General features: G+C 48.2%; 20 protein-coding genes, 4 tRNA genes and 1 other RNA gene. 15 read left to right on the top strand and 10 right to left on the bottom strand.

Annotated elements, in window-relative coordinates:
* Window positions 1-111 precede the first annotated feature (111 nt).
* On the top strand, window positions 112-441 hold the full coding sequence (locus FW767_RS04445) for a YtxH domain-containing protein (RefSeq protein WP_121698667.1): 330 nt from the start codon (window positions 112-114) through the stop codon (window positions 439-441).
* A gap of 152 nt (window positions 442-593) precedes the next feature.
* A complete protein-coding gene (locus FW767_RS04440; RefSeq protein ID WP_121698666.1) occupies window positions 594-1,187 on the top strand; it encodes a hypothetical protein in 594 nt (197 codons plus the stop codon).
* On the opposite strand, the gene FW767_RS04435 is transcribed toward FW767_RS04440, so the two are convergent.
* From FW767_RS04435 to rlmN, 3 genes are read right to left on the bottom strand one after another with little or no spacing between them, the layout of a single operon-like run.
* The gene (locus FW767_RS04435) at window positions 1,184-1,474 is read right to left on the bottom strand and encodes a DUF721 domain-containing protein (protein ID WP_121698665.1); all 291 of its coding nucleotides are present in this window, start codon (window positions 1,472-1,474) and stop codon (window positions 1,184-1,186) included. The two genes, FW767_RS04440 and FW767_RS04435, sit on opposite strands and share 4 nt — an antisense overlap.
* Window positions 1,471-2,574: a DNA replication/repair protein RecF gene (recF, locus tag FW767_RS04430; RefSeq protein ID WP_121698664.1), complete on the bottom strand. Its 1,104-nt coding sequence runs from the start codon at window positions 2,572-2,574 to the stop codon at window positions 1,471-1,473. The genes FW767_RS04435 and recF overlap by 4 nt, the downstream gene beginning before the upstream one ends.
* A gap of 4 nt (window positions 2,575-2,578) precedes the next feature.
* Window positions 2,579-3,613 carry a 23S rRNA (adenine(2503)-C(2))-methyltransferase RlmN gene (gene rlmN, locus FW767_RS04425; RefSeq protein WP_150980370.1) on the bottom strand — a complete coding sequence of 345 codons (1,035 nt, stop codon included), beginning with the start codon at window positions 3,611-3,613 and terminating at the stop codon, window positions 2,579-2,581.
* Between the two features lie 76 nt (window positions 3,614-3,689).
* Here rlmN and FW767_RS04420 point away from each other — a divergent pair, with 76 nt between their 5' ends.
* The 4 genes from FW767_RS04420 to FW767_RS04405 all read left to right on the top strand — a co-directional run bounded on the left by FW767_RS04420 (window position 3,690) and on the right by FW767_RS04405 (window position 8,747).
* Window positions 3,690-4,988 (top strand): DUF2851 family protein, encoded by a 1,299-nt coding sequence (locus FW767_RS04420; protein ID WP_121698662.1) that lies wholly within the window; start codon window positions 3,690-3,692, stop codon window positions 4,986-4,988.
* Between the two features lie 157 nt (window positions 4,989-5,145).
* On the top strand, window positions 5,146-6,342 hold the full coding sequence (locus tag FW767_RS04415; protein ID WP_121698661.1) for an exo-beta-N-acetylmuramidase NamZ family protein: 1,197 nt from the start codon (window positions 5,146-5,148) through the stop codon (window positions 6,340-6,342).
* Window positions 6,339-7,814: a sodium:solute symporter gene (locus FW767_RS04410; RefSeq protein ID WP_121698660.1), complete on the top strand. Its 1,476-nt coding sequence runs from the start codon at window positions 6,339-6,341 to the stop codon at window positions 7,812-7,814. The genes FW767_RS04415 and FW767_RS04410 overlap by 4 nt, the downstream gene beginning before the upstream one ends.
* Before the next feature lie 15 nt (window positions 7,815-7,829).
* Window positions 7,830-8,747 (top strand): helix-turn-helix transcriptional regulator, encoded by a 918-nt coding sequence (locus FW767_RS04405; protein ID WP_121698659.1) that lies wholly within the window; start codon window positions 7,830-7,832, stop codon window positions 8,745-8,747.
* 13 nt (window positions 8,748-8,760) lie between these two features.
* On the opposite strand, the gene polA is transcribed toward FW767_RS04405, so the two are convergent.
* Window positions 8,761-11,550, bottom strand: a complete 2,790-nt coding sequence (gene polA / locus FW767_RS04400) for a DNA polymerase I (RefSeq protein ID WP_121698658.1) — start codon at window positions 11,548-11,550, stop codon at window positions 8,761-8,763.
* 94 nt (window positions 11,551-11,644) lie between these two features.
* On the opposite strand from polA, the gene FW767_RS04395 reads away from it, so the two are divergent.
* The 3 genes from FW767_RS04395 (at window position 11,645) to FW767_RS04385 (ending at window position 12,924) form a co-directional block, all read left to right on the top strand.
* Window positions 11,645-12,619 (top strand): polyprenyl synthetase family protein, encoded by a 975-nt coding sequence (locus FW767_RS04395; RefSeq protein ID WP_121698657.1) that lies wholly within the window; start codon window positions 11,645-11,647, stop codon window positions 12,617-12,619.
* Between the two features lie 132 nt (window positions 12,620-12,751).
* Window positions 12,752-12,825, top strand: a tRNA-Asn gene (locus FW767_RS04390).
* A 25-nt stretch (window positions 12,826-12,850) separates the two neighbouring features.
* Window positions 12,851-12,924: transfer RNA gene (locus FW767_RS04385), tRNA-Asn, on the top strand.
* A gap of 135 nt (window positions 12,925-13,059) precedes the next feature.
* Here the strand turns inward: FW767_RS04385 and FW767_RS04380 are convergent.
* Window positions 13,060-14,877 (bottom strand): thiol protease/hemagglutinin PrtT, encoded by a 1,818-nt coding sequence (locus FW767_RS04380; protein WP_121698656.1) that lies wholly within the window; start codon window positions 14,875-14,877, stop codon window positions 13,060-13,062.
* A 125-nt stretch (window positions 14,878-15,002) separates the two neighbouring features.
* Here FW767_RS04380 and ffs point away from each other — a divergent pair.
* Window positions 15,003-15,102: signal recognition particle sRNA small type (gene ffs, locus FW767_RS04375), an RNA gene on the top strand.
* Window positions 15,103-15,387: 285 nt separating this feature from the next.
* On the opposite strand, the gene recO is transcribed toward ffs, so the two are convergent.
* A complete protein-coding gene (gene recO, locus FW767_RS04370; RefSeq protein ID WP_121698655.1) occupies window positions 15,388-16,116 on the bottom strand; it encodes a DNA repair protein RecO in 729 nt (242 codons plus the stop codon).
* A 169-nt stretch (window positions 16,117-16,285) separates the two neighbouring features.
* Here recO and FW767_RS04365 point away from each other — a divergent pair, with 169 nt between their 5' ends.
* From FW767_RS04365 to FW767_RS13115, 5 genes are all read left to right on the top strand, one after another.
* Window positions 16,286-16,855 (top strand): YdeI/OmpD-associated family protein, encoded by a 570-nt coding sequence (locus FW767_RS04365; protein ID WP_121698654.1) that lies wholly within the window; start codon window positions 16,286-16,288, stop codon window positions 16,853-16,855.
* Window positions 16,856-17,002: 147 nt separating this feature from the next.
* Window positions 17,003-17,077 (top strand) — tRNA-Glu (locus tag FW767_RS04360).
* Window positions 17,078-17,110: 33 nt separating this feature from the next.
* Complete coding sequence (gene rpsT, locus FW767_RS04355; protein WP_121698653.1) at window positions 17,111-17,371, top strand: 30S ribosomal protein S20; 261 nt, start codon at window positions 17,111-17,113, stop codon at window positions 17,369-17,371.
* A gap of 41 nt (window positions 17,372-17,412) precedes the next feature.
* Window positions 17,413-17,487, top strand: a tRNA-Glu gene (locus tag FW767_RS04350).
* Between the two features lie 236 nt (window positions 17,488-17,723).
* Window positions 17,724-17,888, top strand: a complete 165-nt coding sequence (locus FW767_RS13115; RefSeq protein ID WP_205523807.1) for a hypothetical protein — start codon at window positions 17,724-17,726, stop codon at window positions 17,886-17,888.
* Between the two features lie 317 nt (window positions 17,889-18,205).
* Here FW767_RS13115 and FW767_RS04345 read toward each other — a convergent pair whose 3' ends face one another.
* The 4 genes from FW767_RS04345 to FW767_RS04330 all read right to left on the bottom strand — a co-directional run bounded on the left by FW767_RS04345 (window position 18,206) and on the right by FW767_RS04330 (window position 22,534).
* Complete coding sequence (locus tag FW767_RS04345; protein ID WP_205523806.1) at window positions 18,206-19,099, bottom strand: DUF5106 domain-containing protein; 894 nt, start codon at window positions 19,097-19,099, stop codon at window positions 18,206-18,208.
* A gap of 152 nt (window positions 19,100-19,251) precedes the next feature.
* The gene (locus FW767_RS04340; protein WP_121698651.1) at window positions 19,252-20,112 is read right to left on the bottom strand and encodes an alpha/beta hydrolase family esterase; all 861 of its coding nucleotides are present in this window, start codon (window positions 20,110-20,112) and stop codon (window positions 19,252-19,254) included.
* Window positions 20,113-20,234: 122 nt separating this feature from the next.
* Window positions 20,235-21,017, bottom strand: coding sequence for a glycerophosphodiester phosphodiesterase family protein (locus FW767_RS04335; protein WP_235898041.1), 783 nt, complete (start codon window positions 21,015-21,017; stop codon window positions 20,235-20,237).
* Window positions 21,018-21,031: 14 nt separating this feature from the next.
* A complete protein-coding gene (locus FW767_RS04330; RefSeq protein WP_121698649.1) occupies window positions 21,032-22,534 on the bottom strand; it encodes a calcineurin-like phosphoesterase C-terminal domain-containing protein in 1,503 nt (500 codons plus the stop codon).
* Window positions 22,535-22,746: the final 212 nt, after the last annotated feature.

Below are 22,746 nucleotides of genomic sequence, written 5' to 3'. Positions count from 1 at the left end.
TTAAAAGAAAAATAAATGGCACGGAAGCTATGCAAAAAGGAGTTAAAATGAGCAACTTTGATGGTGCCCGACGTGTTGTTGAATATGTAAACTATTATTTAAAGAATTATTATGGATACTAATGCTAACATCGCCGCACAGACCTCAAAGGCTGCGGCAGAGATAAGCGTCGACGCAGCAAAAGTCAGCGCACAGGCAGCATCGGCAGCTATCAAGGACGAGACCTCAAAGCAAGTTGAAAATCTTAAAGAAGGGGCTACCGATGCCAAAGACAAGGCAGCCGACACACTCGGTAATCTGAAAGACCAAGCATCAGATGCACTCGCTACAGCAAAAGAGAAGGGCGGCTCGTTGATTGACAAACTGAAAGACAAAGCATCGGATCTGCTCGACTCAGGAGCCGACGCCATACACAACCTTGCCGACAAGCTCGACAATTGACCTAACGGCTGCCTGAAACCCGTAGGCAGACATATAAAACAGCCATTCGGCCATAAACCGAATGGCTGTTTTCTTTACTGTTTCCATACAAATCATTAATTTTGCATACATTGATGATATTATCACAGTAACAGTAAATCTATTTTTCAGGCATGGCAATATTCAGCGAAGCAAACATGATTTCCTCCGTAGCGGCACATCTTCCTTACGGTCAAAATTTTAAAGCGGGCATACACGCTATTGTAAAAGAAGTAAAGCTCAGACGCTTCTACTCCAACGCTGCCTATGACTCCACCGCCAACCTTATCCGTCCTATGGCCGATGCACCTCTGCTATATATAACCAAGGGCAAAGAATCGACGTTTGACGCATATATAGGTTACTCGGAGGATTGCCTTGTCATCGTACCATGTGAGCAAGAGATGTGGCACTATGAGAATGTCGAGATTGACGAGCCCGACCTTACATCTATGCTAATGCAATTTGCAGTCAATGTGGAGTCGCCGGTAGATCCGCACGACATCCTGCCGATATATCACTTTTCTCAAATTGATAATTGCGAAATAAAAAAGAACTGGGTTGGAGCCTATGTGTGCGCCATCAACTTCGTCAACGGTGATTTTATAAAGATACTTCTACCTCCGTTAGGAGGACTTTTCGGCGGCATGCCCAATCATTCATCATACCGCAAAGCCATATTGGAGCTGTTAATGTCAAAATCACAGCAGCATCCTGCTACCGACTAATGCAGTGATATTTCGGTAATGACCGGCGTCCCGACAGCTGTGTTTATGGCCTCGATAATCTGCGGACGCATAAACGACAGTTCGTTTTTAAGAGCCGCCGATGATATATAGACATGCAGCACCCCCTTGTCGACAAAACGCCGCGTGGTATAACGATTGACTCCCGGCCCCACTATCTCGGGCCACAGGTACACGGCCCGCTGCTCATTGAATCGAACGTCTATGCCGTCGCGCTCGAGATACTCCTTTATTATATCAATAACCGCCTTGGCGTCAGTACGCTTCATTGATGCAGAGGTTTCAACGTTCCCGACTCAACCAGCCACATACGATAATCACCACTCGTGCGCGACATTATCTCATCAAGATGAGTACGGTTAGTATCTGTTATAAATATCTGCCCGAATCCGTCGCGGGTCACGATTTCCATTATGTGCTCTACCCTCGTAGCGTCAAGTTTGTCAAATATATCGTCAAGCAGCAGCATCGGGTGCATGGCACTCGTATCGCGCAGAAATTCGTATTGCGCAAGTTTAAGCGCTATGACATAGGTCTTGCACTGTCCTTGTGAACCGGCTTTGCGCATAGGCATACCGTTAAGCGACATCTCTATATCGTCGCGGTGTATGCCTACAGTCGTGTGACCGAGTATCTCGTCGCGTCTTCGCGCCTGTTCGAAAAGGTCGGTCAGAGTACGCCCCGGCTCGTTAAGCACACTTTCATAAGTCAGCGTCACACTTTCGTTTTCACCGGCTATGGTACGGTAGTAACGGTCAAATATTTCAGCAAGCGTATCGATACGGGCGGTGCGCATACGGTGTATGTAAGAAGCCGAGCGCTCCATCTGTAACTCTAATGCCATATACAGGTTTACGTCGGCAACACGGTCGCGCAACAGTTTATTGCGCTGCTCGAGAGCCTTGTTATAACGTATAAGTTCATCAAGATATACAGGATCGCTCTGCGATATGACGATGTCGATAAACCGACGACGCTCTTCGCCTGTGCCGCGTATTATGTCTATGTCCTGCGGCGATGAGAGCACAAGCGGGAAAGCCCCTATGTGACTTGACAGACGCTGGTACTCCTTGCCCTTGCGCTTAAGGGTCTTGCGGCGACCGCGGGCCATGCCGAGCGAAAGTTCCTCCTCGACCTCCTTGCGTATATAACTCGCCTGAACCATAGCGAAGTCCTCGCCATGACGCAGAAGCATAGCGTCAGTCATGCCGGTAAAACTCTTGCAGAAACTAAGATAATATACCGCATCGAGAAGATTGCTCTTGCCCATGCCGTTATTGCCCAGAAAGCAATTGACCTTAGGCGAGAAATCAAGCTCCGCATCGGCAATGTTCTTGAAGTTACAGATCTTTATATGAGTAAGATACATGCCTTTAACTGTCGTTTTTTGATTTGCCGGCCAGCATGCCGCAGGCAGCGGCTATGTCCTCGCCGCGCGAGGTGCGTATGGTGGCGGTTATGCCGAGTTCGTTAAGCCGGTCACGGAATGCCGTCATCGTAGAGTCATCGGATGTATGCAGGTCACTGTCGGGTATGGCATGGAACCGTATCAGATTCACACGGCAGTCAAGACCTTTCAACAGACGGGCGAGCGACTGCGCATGACGCAGGGTATCATTTAATCCACCCCACATTATATATTCTACTGACAGACGCCTCTGATGTGAAAAATCATAATGCTTCAACAATTCAAGCACGCTTTTAAGCGGATACGCCTTCTCCACCGGCATCAGCGACTCGCGCAGAGGCGCCGACGGAGCATGTACGCTGATAGCCACATGCACCTTTGCCTCGTCAAGCAGACGCTTCAGCTCGGTGATTTTACCTATCGTCGACACCGTGATACGCTTTGGGCTCCATGCAAGCCCCCACGGAGAGGTAAGAACGGTTATTGCATCAAGCACGGCATCAAGATTATCCATAGGCTCGCCCATGCCCATAAACACGATATTGGTCAGCGACTCGCTTTCAGGTATGGAAAGCACCTGATTGATTATGTCGCCGGCTGTGAGATTGCCGTGGAATCCCTGTCGGCCCGTCATGCAAAACTTGCACCCCATACGACAACCCGCCTGCGACGACACACACAGTGTGGCTCTGTCGCGATCAGGTATATATACCGCTTCGACATCACGACCGCCTTTGCCGTCAAAAAGATACTTCACTGTACCGTCAACAGACCGGGCCGAAGCCTTGGGAGCGGCACGACCCACACAATATCGCCGTGATAGCGTCTCGCGGGCTTTTTTAGACAAATTTGTCATATCGTCGACATCTGCTATACGCTTGACATATAGCCAGTCAGCCATCTGTCGGGCGGCAAACCGAGGCATACCGCATTCGGCCGCTACCTCCTGCAGTCTGTCAATGGTCATGCCCGTCAAAGAAATTTTTGCATCATCCGTCATAATGATACAAAGTTACGCATTTTCCCCTATTGATTTCTAATTTTTTTGATTATCTTTGTACCATATCGTCAATCCCGTGGAAAAGCTCATGCAATACATATGGCAACACCGTCTATGGCCTCGCGTCGACATGTTCACCGTCGACCGGCGCCGAGTGACAGTAATCGATCCGGGACAGTTGAATGCAAACTCGGGACCCGACTTTTTCAATGCCAAAATAAAGATAGGTGACGAGATGTGGGCCGGTGATGTCGAGATACATGTGAAAGCGAGCGACTGGCACCGCCACGGCCACCAAGATGATCCGGCATACCGATCGGTCATACTTCATGTAGTCGGCAAAGACGACACCGCAATAACCCTGAACGACGGACGTGTCATACCGCAGATGCGAATGCCGTGCGCTCCCGACTTCCGACATGCCTACGACAGTCTTGTGACAAAGGCCGGCTGCGGGCTGCCATGCGCCGACGAGATAAAAAGTCTCGACGCCATCTACCTGCACTCATGGCTCGACAGTCTGGCCTACGAGCGTCTTTATGCCAAGACCGACCGTATATCAGGACATCTGAGCCGTATGGCGGGTGACTGGGAGTCGGTATGCTATATAACCCTTGCCCGTGCACTTGGCTTCGGCGTAAACGGCGACCCGTTTGAGCACCTTGCCATGAGTCTGCCACTGCAGTTCATCGGCAAACACAGTGACTCGCAATTGAGCATCGAAGCCTTGCTTTTCGGACAAGCCGGCTTCCTTGACAAAGCAGCCGATGACGACCCCTACATAACTCTTCTTAAAAACGAATACGCATTTCTTTCACACAAGTTCTCATTAAAACGTACGGCCTCTCCGGGATGGAAAATGTCGAGGATGCGCCCGGCCAATTTTCCTCATCGCCGTATCGCTTTTTTGGCCAGTCTGCTCTTTGGAGGCTTCAAGCTGATGTCGCGCATCATCGACGCCACATCGGTCGATAACGTCAGAGCCCTATTCAATATAGAGCTTGCCGGCTACTGGGCACGGCACTATTCGTTCAACAGCCTGCTTGACGAACCAAAAGCAACTGCCTTGGGGAGAAATTCGGTCGACATACTTGTCATCAACGTGGTCGTACCTCTTCTATACGCATACGCCATGAACGTGGATAGCCGAGAACGCGCCGACCATGCCATAAACATGCTGCATGAGCTTAAAGCCGAAAGCAACTCCATAGTGGCGATGTTTGCGTCAAGCGGCATAGAATGCACTGATGCCTTCACTTCACAAGCGCTTATCCAGCTACGCCGCCAATATTGCGAGACACGAAAGTGTCTTTACTGCCGCATCGGTCACCGCATGCTCTCCAAAAGAGCAAAAAACAAAGACTGCATGCAATAATGATATACACCCGTCAAGATGTAAAATATTTCGTATCTTTGGCTATGTCTTAGATTTTCCCGCTCGGCAAAAGCAAATAAATTTGCTTTTGCGCTGGACTTATTCGTATCTTTGACTTTATCTTTAATTTTCAGTATACTCGATTCTTCTTTATAAAATGCTTAAACGATTTATTTTCAATACAATACAGATGTTGATTGTGATGGCGGGACTCATCGCCGGACACTCAGTAGCATTCGCCGGTGAAGTCGCCGTAGGAGCTTCGCGTATTGCCCTCTATCACCCCATGATGGAGGGCAAGCGCGTGGCACTCCTGTCAAATCACACAGGAATCGTCAACGGACGCCACACTCTTGACATAATGCTTGAACACGGCATAAACGTAGTGACACTCTTCTCGCCCGAACACGGCTTCAGGGGTACCGCCGATGCAGGCGAACACATAAAAAGCGGTGTCGATCCTGTGACCGGCATACCTGTCGCATCATTATATTCAGGAGGCAAAAACACTCCTGACCCGAAAGTCATGGAGGACATCGATGTCATAGCCGTCGACCTTCAGGATGTAGGTACACGGTTTTACACCTACTACATAACCATGCTTAACCTCATCGAGGCTGCGGCCCGGCACGACATACCGGTCATAGTACTCGACCGGCCAAACCCGTTGGGCATGAGCGTAGACGGCCCCGTACTCGACATGAGACTACGCTCTGGTGTAGGACGGCTCCCTATACCGGTGCTCCACGGCATGACCATGGGCGAACTGGCCATGATGGCAAACGGCGAAGGATGGTTAAACAGCAGTCTGAAAGCTGACATAACCGTCATACCCTGCACGGGCTACACCCATGCCACCCGTTACGAGCTACCTGTAGCGCCATCACCCAATCTGCGCGACATGACTGCAATATATCTTTATCCTTCATTATGTTTTTTCGAAGGCACAGCGGCAAGTGTAGGGCGCGGCACCGACAGACCCTTCAAGATATACGGCCATCCAGCCATGCGCAACCATAACTTCGCATTCACACCGCAAAGCATGCCCGGGGCTAAAAATCCGCCGCTTCTCGGCAAACGCTGCCTCGGCACGGATCTGTCATCGTCCGACGTAGACTCCATGATATCCGCCGGAGTAAATCTTCAATATATAATAGACGCCTACAGCTCAATGCCCGAAGCATCGAAAGCGCGCTTCTTCTCTCCGTTTTTTGACAAACTGATAGGCAACACCCGGGTAAGGCAGATGATCATATCAGGAAGAAGCGCCGACGATATAAAATCCACATGGGCCGACGAGGTCGTGAAATTCCGTAAGCTTCGAGCAAAATACCTTCTATATCCGGAAAAATGACACCTTTAATAATACTTATTAGCATCATAGCATACTTTGTCGTATTGTTCACCGTAAGCCACTTAGCATCGCGGCAAACCGACAACGACGGTTTCTTCACCGGCAACCGCAAAGCGCCGTGGCCCATAGTGGCCATAGCCACTATGGGTGCGGCCATCTCAGGAGTCACGTTCATAAGCGTGCCCGGCATGGTAGCGGCCAAAGGCTACAGCTACCTGCAGATGGTACTCGGATTCATAGCAGGATACTGGATAATAGCCTTTGTACTTGTACCGCTGTTTTACAGGCGCAACCTCATTTCCATCTACGGATATCTCGGCGAACGCTTCGGATTAAACAGCTACCGCACCGGAGCATGGTTTTTCTTCATATCAAAAATGCTCGGAGCGTCAGTGCGCTTCTTTGTGGTGTGTATAGTCATTCAGGCTCTTGTATGCGACCCGTGGGGCATCCCGTTCAGCGTAAATGTAGCGGTGACAGTATCACTTGTATGGCTATATACGTTTCGCGGCGGTGTCAAGTCGCTCATATGGACCGATACACTTAAAAGCCTCTGCCTGATTCTATCCGTCGCGCTGTGTATATATTTCATAGCCGACAATCTTGACATGCCGGTCACAGGTATAGCGGACGCAATAGGCAGCCATCACTCTTCAAAGATATTTTTCTTTGAAGATCCGGCGGCAGGAACTTATTTCTGGAAGCAGTTTATAGCCGGCATATTCATGGCCATCGCTCTCAACGGGCTCGATCAGGACATGATGCAGCGCAATCTCGCATGCAGCGACTTCAGAAATTGCAGAAAGAATATGATTACAAGCGGCATTATGCAGTTTTTCGTCATAGCGCTGTTTCTAATGCTCGGCACTCTGCTCGTAATATATATCGACAATACCCCGGGCCTTGACATACCGGAAAAAAGCGATGAGATATTCGGACTCGTGGTATCGCATCCATCCCTGCCTGTCATAACCGGCGTTTTGTTTATAACAGGGCTTGTAGCGGCGGCATACTCCGCCGCCGGATCGGCACTCGTGTCGCTTACCACTTCATTCACCGTCGACATACTGGACGGCACCGGCATGGAAGATACCCGTCTGGCACACATGCGTTCACGTGTACACATAGCCATGGCCGTAACCATGGGCTGTGTCATCATACTATTTCATATACTTAACGAGGACGACGCCATAAGCGCCGTGTACACACTCGCATCCTATACATACGGCCCGATACTCGGCCTGTTTGCCTTCGGCATGTTCAGCCGGCGCTCGGTCAACGACCGCATGGTGCCGGTCATATGCATAGCCGCCCCTGTGATATGCTATGTTATAAAACATACTCTCGGCAAAGCCTACGGCTATGAGATGAGCTTCGAACTTATCATACTCAACGCCGTCATCACTTGTGCCGGACTCGCACTCATGTCCACCAAACATACCGAAGCGACAGAAAGCATACAGGCACGATAAACAATTACATCACATATGGCAAAAGACCTCTTCAGCCGCTACATCTGGCTAATCGACACCATCAAACGCTACGGTTCGCTGTCACGCGGGGAGCTCAACAAACTGTGGATACGTTCGCCCTACTCCAACGGTGAGCCTCTGCCTCGACGAACATTTTACTCCTACCGCAATGCCATAGAGGAACTGTTCAAGATAAACATCGAGTGCAATCAGTCAACATTTGAATATTATATCGAGGAGAGTGACGAACACTATGAGAGCGTCATGAACTGGATGCTCAATTCGGCCTCGATAGGCAATCTGCTAAACGATGCCAAAGACATAGGCGACATGATATTTCTTGAAGAGGTGCCATCGGCACGCGAACACCTGTCAATGGTAGTGGATTCGCTCAAAGAGCGCCGTCCTATCAAGTTTTCTTATCAGCCGTATACCCGTATCAATCCCACCCGCGACATAATACTTGAACCGTACTTCCTCAAAATATTCAAACAGCGCTGGTATCTGACTGGACGCAATATCAAGGAGGACACGATAAAGACCTATGCGCTTGACCGCATGATTGAACCGTCGTTGCAGACGACGACTTATGCCATTCCCGAAGACTTCGATGCCGAAGCCTACTTCCACGACAGCTACGGCATAATATTCGACGAAGGACAAGTAAAGCGAGTGGCTATACGTACCGACACGCGTCAGGCAAAATACTTCCGCTCCGTACCGCTGCACCATTCACAGCAGGAGGTACTCCATGACAGCTATTCGATTTTCTATTATAACATCAAAATCACTCCCGACTTCGTTCAGGAACTTCTGTCTTACGGACCTAACCTTACTGTGCTCGGTCCGCCCGAGCTATGCGGCATAATGGTCGATTCGCTTCGCAGAACCCTTGACAACTATATGAAGCCGTCAACATCTTCAAAAGCCTGACCCACCTTTATAATCAGTGTGCCTCCAGCCAGTTCTTACCGGTACCGGCCGACACCACAAGCGGCACACGCCCTTTGTAAGCTCCCGACATGAGCCGGGTCACAATCTCCTGTACTTGCGCAAGTTCATCGGGTACTACGTTGAATATCAGTTCGTCATGAACCTGCATTATCATCTTTGACTTCAGTCCTGTCTTGGCAAACTCGTCGGCGATATTGACCATTGCCAGTTTTATTATGTCGGCCGCCGAGCCTTGTATGGGAGCGTTGACGGCATTGCGCTCCGCATATCCGCGCACTACAGCATTGCGTGAATTTATATCCGGAAGCATGCGCTTGCGCCCCATTATGGTCGTCACATAACCTTCTGACCGGGCCTTCTCTATTGCATCATTTATATAGTCCTTTATATGTGGATAGGTACGGAAGTAACCGTCTATAAGCTCTTTGGCCTCATATCGCGGTATGCGCAGTCTCTGAGCGAGACCGAATGCCGATATACCGTAAATTATACCGAAATTGGCGGTCTTGGCACGGCGACGCTGCTCCTCGGTGACATCCGGCAGATTCACATGATATATCTTGGCTGCAGTCGACTGATGTATGTCTGCATTGGCCACAAATGCCTCTATCATGTCTTCGTCACCGCTTATGTCGGCTATGACACGTAGCTCTATCTGCGAGTAGTCGGCACTCATGATAAGGTCACCCTTGTCGGCTATAAACGCCCGTCTTATCTCACGTCCTTCTTCGGTACGTATAGGTATGTTCTGGAGATTTGGACTTACCGATGATATACGCCCCGTAGCGGTAACGGTCTGGTTGTAAGTGGTATGAATTTTTCCAGTGCGCGGATTAACGAGCGACGGCAACGCATCGACATATGTGGCAAGCAGTTTGCGCATACCCCTTATGTCAAGTATCAGCTCGACTATAGGATGGGCGTCGCGATACTTTTCAAGTATCTCTTCTGTTGTGGAGTAGGCCCCGCGCTTTGTACGTTTGGCATTAGGATCGAGCTTAAGCCGCTCAAACAACACACTGCCCACCTGCGTCGGTGAACTTACGTTAAACGCTCCACCCGCAAGTTCATATACACGGCGCTCCATCTCATGAAGACGGGCGGTGAACTTACGCGACAGTTCGGCAAGTACAAGCACATCCACTCTTACTCCGGTCCACTCCATATCGGCAAGCACCTTTATCAACGGCAATTCGATGTCGGTCATAAGATGATCGAGTCCCGAAGCGGCTATGTCGGCGGATAGCTTGCCATAAAGACGCAGTATGACATCGGCTGTTTCACAGAAAAGCATTATTTCTTCACCGGGCACTATCTTTCCCGCCGATTTTCTGCGTCCCGGCTCTTCCTCAGCATATTCGAGAGTCTTATAATCAAGATACGCGAGAGCCACACGCGGCAGCGAATGGTTCATTTCCGGTTCAAGCAAGTAGTGGGCCACCGAAATATCGTAGTACGGTGATGTCCAACCGATGCCCTCTCGACGCAGCAATATAATGTCACGTTTTACGTCATGGCTAACGACAGTAAGTGAAGGTGTAGTAAATAACGGCGTTATGGCATCCAATATCTGCCGTCGCTGATCAGGAAATACCGGCATGGCTATATATCGGGCTACGCCCGTTTCGGCAGTGACAGCAAGGCCCTGCCATGACGCGGTCATGGCCTCGGCACCAGCCACATAGAACGCCACACCTATACATGACGATTTTATAACCTCGCCTACAAACTGCGATACATCGTCAACAGACGAAAGTTCACGGTAGGAAACCCGCACATCAGCCAATGATGTCGTCGAAGCATCCTGTGTAGTGACAGCCTCGTCGATATTGTCAAACAACGACGGCATAACGCCGTCGCGTTTAGAAACTGCCGTATCTTTAATATTCTCATTCTCGTCATCACCCGATACGGGACCAAGTTTTTTAAGAAACGTGCGAAACTCGAGTTCTGTAAATACTTTACGCAAGGTATTAAGATCACGGTCACCGAGTTTCAGGGCATCCAAGTCAAGATCCACCGGCACATCGGTCTTAATCGTGGCAAGAAACTTCGAGAACTTTATCTGCTCGGAGTTATCGGTTATCTTTTTCTGCACCGCACCTTTGAGGTCATCGACATGCTTTATAAGATTTTCAACGCTTCCCCATATCGATATCAGTTTGGAAGCGGTCTTCTGACCCACTCCCGGACATCCGGGTATATTATCCACAGCGTCACCTTCAAGAGCGAGTATGTCTATGACCTGCAACGGAGTGTCTATTCCGTACTTGTCGCATATCTCCTTAGGACCGCATATCTCCATGTCGCTTCCGCGCTGTCCCGGCTTGAATATGAATACATTGTCGGTCACCAGCTGTCCGTAGTCCTTGTCGGGAGTCATCATATAGGTTGTAAGCCCGCTTTGCTCGGCCTTACGCGACAAAGTGCCTATCACATCGTCAGCCTCATATCCGGGCACCTCCACCACAGGTATGCCGTAGGCTTTTACTATCTCCTTGATATAAGGAAGCGACATCGTTATATCCTCGGGCTGCTTGTCGCGCTGCGCCTTATACTCCGGATACGCCTCATGGCGAAACGTAGGTCCCGGCGGGTCAAAACACACCGCTATATGAGTCGGATTTTCACGACGAAGCACCTCGTCGAGAGTGTTGACAAAGCCGAAAACGGCAGAAGTGTTGAAGCCATGGGCCGTAAGGCGTGGCGCCCTTATCAGTGCATAATAAGCACGGTATATCAATGCATAAGCATCAAGTAAAAACAGTTTGTTGTCAGCCATCAGGATATGTATATTAATATATCGATAATAAATTACAGCATAAATATAGCTATAAATTGTAACTTTTACTAATTTTGCACAACAATTTGCCGACATGACGATTTTAGACAACATCCAGCATACAATCGCACCTGAACTACGACAGCTTAACACGCGCATGGTCGATACGCTGTCCACATCCAATGAGATGATGAACGAGATAGTCGGCAACTATCTTAAGACAAAAGGAAAACAAATACGCCCCATACTTGTCATACTAAGCGCGAAACTGCTTGGAGACGTAAATGAAGTGACCATATCGGCGGCGGCGGCGATTGAAATGCTCCACAATGCATCGCTAATACATGATGATGTGGTCGATGACACCCACACCCGGCGCAACCGTCCCACAATAAACGCCATATGGGACAATCATATAGCCGTACTCACAGGTGACTTTTTCACTTCCTGCTCGCTAAGACAAGCTGTAGCGGCCAATGACCTGCGCATAATAAACACTATAGCAGACCTCGGACGCACACTGTCACTCGGCGAGATAGACCAGATAAGCAAGGCACGCCGTCACATACTTGACGAAAAAGCCTATCTTAATATAATAGGTAAGAAAACAGCATCGCTTTTCGTGGCATGCACAAAAATGGGGGGATATTCAGTCAACGCCTCCTGCAGTGACATAGACCGGCTTGGACGCTTCGCGTGGTTATTCGGCCAATGCTTCCAGATACGCGACGACATATTTGACTATTTTGCAGATGACAGCATAGGCAAGCCTACCGGCAACGACCTGCGCGAAGGCAAGGTCACACTGCCTCTGCTATATGCCCTCTCGCGCAATGATCTTCCTGAACGCGACAATATGTACAGGCTCGTTTGCAACGACTCACTCAGTTCAGGCGAGATAGCCCGTCTTATCGACTATGCCAAAGCCGCAGGCGGCATCGACTATGCTTATCGGCGTATGGAAGAGCTCCGCAACGAGGCTGTGGGCATAATCATGGAGTTTCCTGCATCGGAAATCCGCGACACTTTTGTGTCAATGTTTGATTACATCATTGCCCGAAACATGTGATTGCATCATCCTCATCCATAAAAAATGAGCGGCATAATGCATTTTTTAGCCTTAAATGTTGCATAATAAAAAATTTGAGTGTAATTTTGCATCGCAATTTCCGAAAAGTCGGAGATAAATTAATCTTTCAATGCTTCAATAGCTCAGTCGGTTAGAGCATCTGACTGTTAATCAGAGGGTCGTTGGTTCGAGTCCATCTTGAAGCGCAAAGGAAGGCAATTAACATACAAAGCTTCAATAGCTCAGTCGGTTAGAGCATCTGACTGTTAATCAGAGGGTCGTTGGTTCGAGTCCATCTTGAAGCGCAATTCCTTCCTAAGGTCCGTTCACAAAATGAACGGACCTTTTTTATGCCAATACAATCCTACTTTGACCTAATCATCTGCAAAGCAGGTCGAAATGTAAAAATAGGCAGAGTAGACTAACAATTAAATCGTGAATTATCGACTTCCGACCGATACTTTCTTGGAATTACCTCCGCACCTCACCACATATAAACCCGGAGTAAGCGATATCACGGTCTCATCCGGCGAGGCCTTTGTTTTGGCCACAAGCACTCCGCGCAGATCATATATCTCAACCACATCGCCGGCGACACCGCTCACAACAACGGCAGAAGCACGGCTGCACACTCTGAAGCCCTCATCGGCGATGATGTCTGATATACCTGTAACGGGCCCCTCGTTGCTATACACATATTTGCCGTCGGAAGTTACGGTCAGTGTCACAAAACACTGTTCAGACACAGGACATAACATACGCTCCCATCTGCCGGCCATACCCTTCCAAGCAGGATACACTTTGTAGCTTCCCGGCTGCAATCCGTTTACAATTGACACCGGCAAACCGATATTATAACCCGGCAGACTGCCGGTAGCCATATCAGCCGCGCCCCAATCTATCGACCCAGCAGTAACGAATACACCCGCACCCACGGCATTTGACTTAACGACCTCGACACCGAGCTCGCCCTTGAACGACTGCGGATAATAATTAAATACACCGTCAGAAGTATTAAACTTGTTATCGCCATAGGTAAACGCACCCCCGCTCAATATATATCCGTTACTTTTCCCTGTGCCGGAAGCCGCCGGCTTTATACCTACAATTATATCCTGACCATAATTAAATCCGCCGACATTGCCGCCTGTGCCTTGCCCTTCTGGATTAAGGGCCGACAATGCGAAATAATCGTCATAATATCCGCCCCAGCCCCAGTTGATATGAAACAGCCCATCGGCTCCGTACCCGTCACAGACAAATGCATGACCGGCACCGGCATCATTGGTACCGGAGTATAACACTGGACGGCCTTCCGAAATCTCTCTATAAACGATATCTTCCCATTCCGACGCATAATAATAATCACGCAACAGCATGCGCGTCGCACTGTCATACTTGAAATAATTAATCAGCGCATAAGGCACCGCAAATGAATATGCACCGCTTTCATCAGGCGAATATTTCATATGCACACCTACTCCGCAAGCAAGCATAAGGTTGGCTACAGCCATTTTCTGCGAAAATCCCGGATTACCCGCTGAATAATCGTCAAGCATATTGGCCCATGCAAAAGTAGTGGCGCTGTAATTAAACTGCACCTTTGAAGCCACTCCGTTCAGCTTAATAGTATACGAATATGTTCCAGCCCCGGTACCCTGCGGCCAGTTATGATAATTAACAATCTGTGCCATTGCCGTAGCCACGCAACCTGTTACCGACTTCCGGCCGAGAGACAAAGGGCATTGGTCATTATATGGAGCGGTCTGATTCCATATAGTCGTGACTAAAGGAGCCACCGTGTTACGCTCCGCACTCTCCGTGCGTTCAGGTTGCCGGATCAGCACCGCGCTGTTTTCATCCTGATTACATAAAAACGCGGCAATCTCACGAGCATACTCACCAAGCCACCATTTCATGTTAGGAGGAAGAGAATCCACATCAAATTTACCTACCGAAGCATAACCCAATACAGGACGCAATCTGTCGTCACCCGACACAATCACATAGCCGTCATCAGTACCGCGGTCAAAGACATAATATGCCGTCTCGTCAAGAACATCATCAGATACTGAGGCAGAATATACAAGCTTCATTTCAGCTATGGAGCTTCGCGAACCGTCATTTTTCACCAAATTATTTAAGACAAATCCCTCGGCAAGGGCTGTTGCCTCATCTACCGTAAGCTGACGCGCATAAACATTGATAGCAGCCGACAACAACACCGGCAAGGCCACTCCAACTAAAAGTTTTTTCATACTTCTTCCTTAAAATATACTAATCCACGGCAATATATATTGATTTCCGGACTATATATACGCAAAAGTAATGAATTTTTCTTAACATCGCTTGTCATTATTGAAAAAAGCAGTAACTTTGCAACGGGTAAGTCCTACACGACCAGCTCCCCGGGAACTCCGCCAGGCCTTGACCGGAGCAACGGTACCGGGTTGTAGCGGTGCGATGTAGTAAGCTTGCCCTTTTTTTGTATCCATACCCAACGGGGCCATCCGTCAAAACATACGTAGTACAGGCTGACCATATAAACGTGGCGTGCATTTTCACTTCGGCCCATCGTGGAAGCCATCAGACACAATCTTTAACTATTGCTAATTAAACAATAGTCCGATATGCAGCGTTTTACAGGCAAAGAACTGAAAGACAGCGAGAGATAGTAATCTCAAAACAGACGGATGAAATCGCCGTCGTCGATGTCTGAGTATACAGATATGAACAACGCGGTTGGCCGACGAGTCAATCGCGTTTTTTCAATCAAACAGTTCCTTCAATACCGCAATTGAATTAACCGATGACAGCGATGCGTAGTGCAACGTATAATAACGCATGACCACCTCAAGAATACGACGGCGCTGAACGCGGTTAAACCTGAAGTGCCTTATATTCTCCCAGTTCATACGCGAAAGTACATATACCGCAGCGGCATCGTCACCTTCCAGAAAATCGCGGTGAAGCGGTAGCGACACCCTGAACACACCGTCAACCATGTCAAACACACGCCCCGGAGCATAGGTAGACATATCAGGTTCGATACCTGTAAACCTACCGAGCCCATACATAAAAGCGACTGGAAAATTGGCGGTCGTCATATCATCAGCAGCATCAAGGACACCTGTTGCGTGAGCTATATAACTGAACAGCATGCTATCTTCCTGACTTTCACGAAGTATAACTCCGAGGACCTCCGCAAGAAACATCGCTACCGCCACCTTGACCGGATGACTGTATATATCATGGAGAGGCATGGACTGACGTACTTCGCGCATACTCAGAATATCACGCCCCGGCTTCACATCGGCTACGCACTCAAACAAAGACATAGGCATAGTCAATGCCCGCTGCCGCGATGCCTCCCGCGACCTACCGGCAGACACAAGCAACGACACACGTCCCTGCTCATGGCTGTAAACCGTGACTATATTATGGCGGTCACTGTACCTGACCGTGCGCAGCGCTATGCAATGAAGCGATTTAAACATCAGAAAATTTACTCTTAAGACAATGCCAATCGATGAAAAAACGATATGTCTCACAAATTTAGCAATTTCTATTCTAATCCGACGTGGCTTTTGTATGAATTAAGATTTATTGCTAAATTTGTTATGACGCCCTATTTTCATACATATTTATAAATAGATAACGAGTGTAATGACTCCACAAAACATACTTGACATAAATACTCGCGACGATTTCCGCAAATGGTTAAGCGAGAATCACGACACGGCAAAAGAGTGCTGGATAGCGGCAAAGCGCGGCAAGACTCCGCCCGAAGACACTTTATGGTATATTGATGCGGTAGAAGAAGCACTCTGCTTCGGATGGATTGACTCAACTCTTAAAAATGTAGACGGAGTAGTGCTGCAACGATTCGGCCCACGGTCAAAATCAAGCAATTGGACGGAGCTAAACAAAGAGCGTTGCCGCAGACTCGAAAAACTTGGCATGATGACCGATGCAGGCCGTGCCGCATGCCCCGATCTTGACAAAGAGTTTGTAATTTTGCCGGAAATTATCGCGATTTTCGAAACAGATCCCGAGGCGTGGGCCAATTTCACTTCATCGCCTCCATTATATCAGCGCGTAAGAATCGACAACATACAAAGGACTAAATCACGTAGGGAGCTCTTCGACAGCAGACTAAAAAAACTGATTGAAGCAAGCCGACAAGGCTACTTGATTGGAGACTGGCACGATTACGGCAGACTGTTGGACTACTGATTTGCACGGTTTATTCACTCTGTCCGGGCTAAAAAAGGGCCAAAATGAAAGCTATATAGACATAAATGAGTGATTTATTGAAAAATATTTGCGAGAGAAAAAAAAAGTATCTATATTTGCACTCGCTTTTGCGCCAAGCGCATTATCGGCCCATTCGTCTATCGGTTAGGACGCAAGATTTTCATTCTTGAAAGAGGAGTTCGATTCTCCTATGGGCTACCAAAATTATAATAACAACAAAACGAACTTTTTATAATGGCAAATCATAAGTCATCTATTAAGAGAATCCGTCAGACAGAGTCACGTAGACTCCGTAACCGCTATTACGCAAAGACTGCACGCAACGCCGTACGTCGTCTTCGCGCAATAACTGACAAGACAGAAGCTACTGAAACTTACAACAAAGTAAGCTCACTGCTTGACCGTCTTGCAAGAAAAGGTACTATCTCCAAGAACAAAGCCGGCAATCTCAAGAGCTCACTCGCTCGCCACATCAACAAGCTTGCCAACGCTTAAAAGGAGTATGTGTCCGCTCTGACGGAAGCACAACCTTTTACGGCCCATTCGTCTATCGGTTAGGACGCAAGATTTTCATTCTTGAAAGAGGAGTTCGATTCTCCTATGGGCTACCACAATCTCTACTTTGCTACCGGAAGCCACCGACGCTAATTGTCGGCGGCTTCTTTTTTGAATACAATCATAACACGGCGCAACATTATAACCCGGACCAGCGGGCGCACACAGTAAACGGATCAGCGGATTTGCTACCTTTTTAATAATTGTTTTTTATGTTATCCATATTACAAATGTGTGAACCTCATATTATGCTACTTTGTTGTGAAAAGTATAATCTTAATTAATAAAAACAATGGCACACGACAAGAAAATCACAACTGAAACAGCAGAGTATCCCACAAATGAAATGCCGGGACTTCAAGACAGCAAATATGAGGAGGCGACTCTCAAAAACGTAAAGCAGGAAGTAAATGAGCTCAATAACGTAGGAGCTCCCGGCGCTAAAATCCAAAAGTAAGAACTTACATCTGTCAAATCGGTATCTACGGCAAATACGAGCCGATGCCGATTCAATAAAAGCCGTGACCATAACGAGGCCGCGGCTTTTATCGCATATAGGGCCTACCCCTACAGAGTAAGCCCTATTTTGCGCGTGTGCATCTTCATAGATTAGCAATTATCAAATATATGGGTCTTTATTCGTTTGCATGTAAAACAATTCAAATACAGCTTTGTCACATACATACACCCATAATTGAGATTAATTCACACATGCCACTTAATTTAACGCCTGTTTAACGCAAATACGCGGCAATATGCCATTATATTGCCAATCTACTCGATGTCAGAAAGTATTTTTATAATAGCTTCGGGCGAAGCATCCTTCAAGATGACCTCATTGCCCGGCGAAAGCAGATACAAAGCAGGCATCTCACGGAAAGAATACAGCCCGGCGTCCTCAACCGATTCATCGGTACGGGCCGAGACCCATGTCGGTGGTATAGATAGTGCGTCAGCCGGCATATCGCTCTCGCTCGTGTCAACGGCCAGTATACGCAACGACTTCTCGTCAAGCCGACGGTTGACCGGCTCCGAACGTGATAAAAAATCAATCACCTGATGACAATGACGGCACTCGGGGTCATAAAACATAAGTATCGTATATCCGGCCCCCCACAGAGCATGAAGCGTGGACTCACGCCCGTTACTATCGGTATAAGGAAAGTCACCGGCAATGGTGCCCGGCAGATTCTTCGATACATCATCCATCTGATAACGATATCGTATAAGCCGCGCCTCATCAAGCACCTTGTCTTCGAGAAAACGGTTAAGAAACACTACATACAGCCTGTCATCCCTCATAGGCGACTCCGTGTCGTTAAGATACATAGCCGCGATATCAGCCATAACTTCATATGCCTCCGGATTATCACGCAACTTCTCAAACATAACATCGACAGCAGTATTGACAGAGGCCGCCGACGCATGAGGAAATACGCTGACAAAATTTACGAAATTCTGCTCCATAGCCGGTCCGTCGGTCACCCACACACTGTCGCTCCAGTCCATGCCGTCCCAAAAATGACACAATACATATCCCGCACGGTCCTCCGGAACCGTTATCTGCTTGGGAACCTCCGGCAAAGGCAACTCACGCACTCCGGCAAGCGAACTCAAAGACACCGATGCAAGCATCGCAGACACTAAAAATCTACATAATACGTTCATAAATATCATAAGTCAGTATGGATGCAAATTTACAATTATTTCATATCAATAGCTACATATTCATATAGACACTACAAAAAAATAAAAGTTAATTTGCATACGTGGATTTATGCCTACGCTTCCTAAAGCATCAGAACATAGAGCACAAAAGTCTATCTGAGATAACGGGAGAAGAAATCCCAAAGAATTCTGGCAGTGGCGACATCTTTGTCAGCCCAAGAATGCTTGCCGCCTTCAATTTCGTAAACAACGACGTCGCAGCCCGAAGGAGAGTCGCCATATACAGTACGTGTAACAATCCGTTCAGGGTCTCTCATTGTTGGAAACGTATCAACCGACATGGTCGTGCAACGGTTGCTGGCTGCCACGGCCGCCACGGCGAGAGGCACTGGTATATATGCACCCCAGCCTCCCGTGTTAAGGTGGTCGCCCTGCCACATGGAGGTCTTATCGGCATTGCCGTGAATTTCAAGAAACGGCACAGGCAAAGACAACGAATGGTTATTGTACAGCCACTCAAATGTCAGCCCGGCGACAGAACCGTAGGCCCGAAACAGCGATGGAGCGGTATAAGCAAGCTGATAGCATAGGTCGCCTCCATTGGACATACCGGCCATAAACACATTTTCGCGGCTAAGATTGAACTTAGATGTAACCTCGTCGAGAAGATGACGGAAAAAGTCGGCCTCGTCTATAACCATACTCTCCTGAGGCGGATAGCCTACCTTCCAGCCGTCCTTGCCACGCGAGTCGGGCATACCGTCGGGATAACACACGGCAAAGCCGCAACTGTCGGCCACGGCATTCATGTCGCGTCGCCATCGGGTCTTTGACCCGTAACCGTGGGTATAGATCACAAGCGGAGCACCCTCTCCTATACAGTCGGGCAGATACATACTGTAGGTACGCACCGTATCGCAATAATCCATCTTATATTTGACAGGGGCATCGGAAGCATATAATGCAGAAGCGGCAAAAATAAAGGCCGCAAACATAAAAAGCCGAGACATCATAAAAACCAAATTATTGATAAATAAACAAAGATTGAGATTGCGGCACACAAAAACGTCGAGACCGCAATCTCAATCTCAAACCTAACACATCCTAATCCCTAATCTGTAATAAAAAAGAACATCTATTTCTTACATTCTCCATCACAGCCCTTCAGCATTTTCTGAAGCAGCTCAGGCTCGTTGGTAGTTATAAAATCCACACCGCGGTCTATGCACCACTTCATATCTTCGGGAGCATTTACCGTCCACACGTTGACAAGCAGCCCCAGATCATGACACTGTGCTATCCATTCGGGATGCTTCTTCATGACCTTGATTGAATAGTCGATACCGGCACCACCCATAGCTTTGACCTGCGAGGGTATATAATCGCCATTAAGATAGTATACACCAGTGCCTTTGGGAGCATGTTTGACGAAATACGTGAAGGCATCCTTGGAAAACACTATGTAATCGACTTTATCACCGAGACCGTATTTTTTCACAAGCGCAAGTATGGCCTTGGCTGCGGCACGCTCCATAGAACGGCTGTCATGGGTTTTAAGCTCACACACTATGCGGGTATTCAGTTTGGACGCCTTGGCGAGATACGCTTCAAGCGTAGGCACATTCTCTCCGTTGGCAAGTTTTTGCGCAAGCACCTTTTTCGAGGAGGATGTTTCAATATGCACTCCGTTGACATCGGCATCATGATTCACGACAAGAACGCTGTCGGCAGTCATCCACACATCAAATTCCGAAGCGAAGCAGTGTATCGAGTCGGCCTTTACCAACGCACGTATAGAATTCTGTGCAGAGCCGTCGGTCTTCCAATATCCGCGATGGGCTATCACCTCTGGTTTTGCAGCCGTTGCCGAAAGGGCCACACAAGCCATCGCCAAGCCTAAAAATAAATGTTTTACCATAACAACTGATTTTTTTATATTGATTTATTATTTAATGTAGACACATATACATTGCCGAATGGATCGGTAGCCCTGAAGCTTACCATGCGCCATCCGTCAGAGGGTTTATAAAGAAACATATGGTCATTGGGGTCGGTAGGACGGGCACCTCCATGATTGGCCGGAATGCGGCCTTTTACAAGCGATTTGCGCACGTCGGGGTCCCAGCACTTCCCCCCGGACTTCTCGGGAATCAGCCGCGCCTCATCGGGCAGGCGCTTCCATCGCCGGCCGTCCTCGCTGACCTCGACAGTCCAATTATCATGCCAGCAGAATATATTGACGAGAATACTGTCATACGGTTCGCCCTGCTTTCGGCGTGGGTTCCACAACACGGCGTCCTCCGGTGGATAAATTTTCATCTGGTAGTCACGGTCACAGCCCGCTCCTACATAATATTTATCAACGAGCCTGTTGCCCTTGAATTTAAGAGCCGCATATCCTCGAGGCGAGCCGTCATGACACAAAGGATACCAGAAAGCCCCCATGACCGAGCCAAACGTAGTTTCGGTAATATTGGGCGCTATCGTGGTAGTAAAGTTATAGTGACTGTGTCCGGAAAGTATCTGTACATCCTTGAAACCGCGCACGAGGTCATACAAGGGCTTGTTGCTTGACACATGACCGGGAACGTTGCGGCGGGCGGTAGGTATATGAACTCCGATTATTATCATCTTGTCCTTCGGCACATAACTCAGATCCTTCTCCAGCCACACAAGCTGCTGCGGAGTCACATAGTCGGAATAGTCGTTACGTCCTTTCTCTGCCCTGTAATAGATATCGTCAAGCACCACAAGATGACAGTCGCCTATATTGACCGAGTAATATGTAGGGCCAAAAACGTCTCTGAAATCACGGTCGCTCTTCTTGTCATCCTTCACATGCTCGTTATGATCATGATTGCCTATCACGGCAAATACCGGCACGCCTGTAGACCCTATACGCTTCTTATAGTAGCCCAACAGCGAAGGTGTGTTCCAGACCAGATCGCCAAGTGTTATGCCGTAGACGTCGTCACCGAGCGTAGCCACAAACTCCATCAGCGGCGGCATTATATAACGCTCGAAGTCGCAGGTATCGCCTACTGCTACCTGCGGGTCGGCCATGGCAAGAAGTGTCCACTCTTTTTTCTCGGGTACTGATGTCAGCGAGAAGTCGTGACGGGCCACGGCATCCGGGCCGTATGTTATAGTCTGGTAAAATGCCGGAGCGCCATTGGCATCAACAGGCACTTTGCAATCGGACGGAACCGATAGAAACACATGCTGACGACCATCAGTAAGCATGCTGTAATACCCGTCAGCATCGGTAACGGTGACATTAATGCCGTCGCTGACCACCACTCCATTGCGGGGCTTCCCGTCAACCGTAACGCGGCCCATAAGATTGTCGCACTGCCGAAAAGCAGCTGTCTGCAGTGAAACAAACACAACTAACGCAGCCAGCAGTACATATCGTATATGATTATATAGTGTCATTTCAGGTTACTTTCTGTTGGTTCAGTATAGACTTATCAAAACGAAACAATAAAGTTTCATGGCGCAACGAAATTACATATTTATACACAATAAACAAAATAAATTTAGTTAAATAAATCCATCCTCGCACAACAACAGAAAGCCGCGGATAAAATCACGCGGCTACATAATATTTTCCAAAATACAAGCTTTCGGCACGTGCGGATAAAAGT

Origin of the sequence: Heminiphilus faecis, from assembly GCF_008728965.1 — a bacterium.
In the GTDB taxonomy this organism is placed as follows: Bacteria; Bacteroidota; Bacteroidia; order Bacteroidales; family Muribaculaceae; genus Muribaculum; species Muribaculum faecis.
Note: the sequence above shows the minus strand (reverse complement) of the source record. Positions and strands in the feature narration are given on the sequence as shown.

What these genes read in the sequence shown, in the direction of transcription:
- FW767_RS04395 (WP_121698657.1), top strand. Translation starts at nt 11,645, where the DNA reads ATGACGATTTTAGACAACATCCAGCATACAATCGCACCTGAACTACGA.
- polA (WP_121698658.1), bottom strand. Translation starts at nt 11,550, where the DNA reads ATGGCTGACAACAAACTGTTTTTACTTGATGCTTATGCATTGATATAC.
- FW767_RS04405 (WP_121698659.1), top strand. Translation starts at nt 7,830, where the DNA reads ATGGCAAAAGACCTCTTCAGCCGCTACATCTGGCTAATCGACACCATC.
- FW767_RS04410 (WP_121698660.1), top strand. Translation starts at nt 6,339, where the DNA reads ATGACACCTTTAATAATACTTATTAGCATCATAGCATACTTTGTCGTA.
- recF (WP_121698664.1), bottom strand. Translation starts at nt 2,574, where the DNA reads ATGTATCTTACTCATATAAAGATCTGTAACTTCAAGAACATTGCCGAT.
- FW767_RS04435 (WP_121698665.1), bottom strand. Translation starts at nt 1,474, where the DNA reads ATGAAGCGTACTGACGCCAAGGCGGTTATTGATATAATAAAGGAGTAT.
- FW767_RS13115 (WP_205523807.1), top strand. Translation starts at nt 17,724, where the DNA reads ATGGCACACGACAAGAAAATCACAACTGAAACAGCAGAGTATCCCACA.
- FW767_RS04330 (WP_121698649.1), bottom strand. Translation starts at nt 22,534, where the DNA reads ATGACACTATATAATCATATACGATATGTACTGCTGGCTGCGTTAGTT.
- rlmN (WP_150980370.1), bottom strand. Translation starts at nt 3,613, where the DNA reads ATGACGGATGATGCAAAAATTTCTTTGACGGGCATGACCATTGACAGA.
- FW767_RS04445 (WP_121698667.1), top strand. Translation starts at nt 112, where the DNA reads ATGGATACTAATGCTAACATCGCCGCACAGACCTCAAAGGCTGCGGCA.
- FW767_RS04415 (WP_121698661.1), top strand. Translation starts at nt 5,146, where the DNA reads ATGCTTAAACGATTTATTTTCAATACAATACAGATGTTGATTGTGATG.
- FW767_RS04365 (WP_121698654.1), top strand. Translation starts at nt 16,286, where the DNA reads ATGACTCCACAAAACATACTTGACATAAATACTCGCGACGATTTCCGC.
- FW767_RS04335 (WP_235898041.1), bottom strand. Translation starts at nt 21,017, where the DNA reads ATGGTAAAACATTTATTTTTAGGCTTGGCGATGGCTTGTGTGGCCCTT.
- FW767_RS04380 (WP_121698656.1), bottom strand. Translation starts at nt 14,877, where the DNA reads ATGAAAAAACTTTTAGTTGGAGTGGCCTTGCCGGTGTTGTTGTCGGCT.
- FW767_RS04345 (WP_205523806.1), bottom strand. Translation starts at nt 19,099, where the DNA reads ATGAACGTATTATGTAGATTTTTAGTGTCTGCGATGCTTGCATCGGTG.
- FW767_RS04440 (WP_121698666.1), top strand. Translation starts at nt 594, where the DNA reads ATGGCAATATTCAGCGAAGCAAACATGATTTCCTCCGTAGCGGCACAT.
- rpsT (WP_121698653.1), top strand. Translation starts at nt 17,111, where the DNA reads ATGGCAAATCATAAGTCATCTATTAAGAGAATCCGTCAGACAGAGTCA.
- recO (WP_121698655.1), bottom strand. Translation starts at nt 16,116, where the DNA reads ATGTTTAAATCGCTTCATTGCATAGCGCTGCGCACGGTCAGGTACAGT.
- FW767_RS04340 (WP_121698651.1), bottom strand. Translation starts at nt 20,112, where the DNA reads ATGATGTCTCGGCTTTTTATGTTTGCGGCCTTTATTTTTGCCGCTTCT.